Origin of the sequence: Streptomyces sp. NPDC047028, from assembly GCF_040644095.1 — a bacterium.
GTDB lineage: Bacteria > Actinomycetota > Actinomycetes > Streptomycetales > Streptomycetaceae > Streptomyces.
Genome location: NZ_JBEYVS010000130.1, coordinates 1 through 1,275, shown reverse-complemented (window position 1 = coordinate 1,275; position 1,275 = coordinate 1). Strand labels below are relative to the sequence as shown.

The window sequence follows — 1,275 nt, the reverse complement described above, 5'->3', positions numbered from 1 at the left end:
CCTAGAGCCTGTCTCTTTGTCCGGTGATTCTTGTGGGGGGGTGGTTAGTCTGCTGCGATGACGGACAGCGAGCTGATCGTTGACCTGCGGGGTCGACTGATCGAGACACTCAACGACTTCTGGGACGCGGTGAGCGAGCCGTGCGGGCTGCCAGGGTGGTTCGGCCGAAACCTGGACGCGTGGTCGGACACGATCCAGACCCGGGGCATCTCTGAGGTGATCGACAGTTACGACGTCCTGAGCGTGCACGTCGACCAGCAGGGTCTCTTTGACGGGCACCGGCAGGAGGCTGACGTCCTGGCCAGCATCTTTGACGGAGAGCAGAACCGGCTCGTCGTCCATGGGCTGGCCTGACGAACCCTTCGGACGCCTTACTCAGCGGCGGGCCCAGATGAGGATGGCAGCAAGGTGGAGTGCGGCCTGGTAAGCGATGGCGAGCTTGTCCGTCCGCATGGCAAGGCCGCGCCACTGCTTGAGTCGGGCGATGCACCGCTCGACGGCATTGCGCTCTTTGTATGTCTCGGCGTCGAAACTGGGCGGGCGGCCTCCGGCGCGGCCTCGCCGCAGGCGATGGCCGATCTGGTCGGCGGGCTGCGGAATGACCGCGCGGATGCCGCGTCGACGGAGGTGATTCCGGATCGCGCGGGAAGAGTAGGCCCGATCCGCAAGGACGGCCGCAGGGCGGGTTCTTGGCCTACCAAGTCCGCTCCGCGGGATCCGGATCCCGGCCATGATCGCCTCGAAGGCAGGCGCGTCACCGGCCTGGCCCGCGGTGACGTGGATGGACAGAGGCCGTGCCCGGCTGTCGCTGGCCAGGTGGACCTTCGTGCTCAAGCCACCGCGGGAGCGTCCGAGCGCGTGGTCCTCGGGCTCGGACCGGCCGGGCGCCCCTTTTTCCTGGCTCCGGCCGAATGTTGGTGAGCGCGGCAGACGGTGGAGTCCACCGAAACCGTCCAGCCCACGTCGTCATCGGCATCCGAGACTGCAAGGACCGCCGCCAGGACCCTTGCCCAGGTGCCGTCCATGGCCCACCTGATCAGGCGTTTGTGCGCGGTCTGAAAGGGGCCGAGCTCTTCCGGCAGGTCGCGCCAAGGTGAGCACGTGCGGTACTTCCACGCGATGGCTTCCAGAGTCCGGCGGTGGTTGGCCCACCGTCGGCCACGGATCGGATCAGCCGGCATCAACGGCTCGATCCGGTCCCACATCGCATCGGTGATCACTAATCGGACAGACACATCCGATCAACTGATCACCCATCAAAGAGACACGCTCTAG

At 66.4% G+C, this 1,275-nt stretch carries 1 protein-coding gene and 1 pseudogene; one reads left to right on the top strand and one right to left on the bottom strand.

The window, feature by feature from the left end:
• The first annotated feature begins 57 nt into the window (after positions 1-57).
• On the top strand, positions 58-354 hold the full coding sequence (locus ABZ854_RS37260) for a barstar family protein (protein WP_361220503.1): 297 nt from the start codon (positions 58-60) through the stop codon (positions 352-354).
• 21 nt (positions 355-375) lie between these two features.
• Here ABZ854_RS37260 and ABZ854_RS37255 read toward each other — a convergent pair.
• Positions 376-1,205, bottom strand: a pseudogene (locus ABZ854_RS37255) (IS5 family transposase).
• Positions 1,206-1,275: the final 70 nt, after the last annotated feature.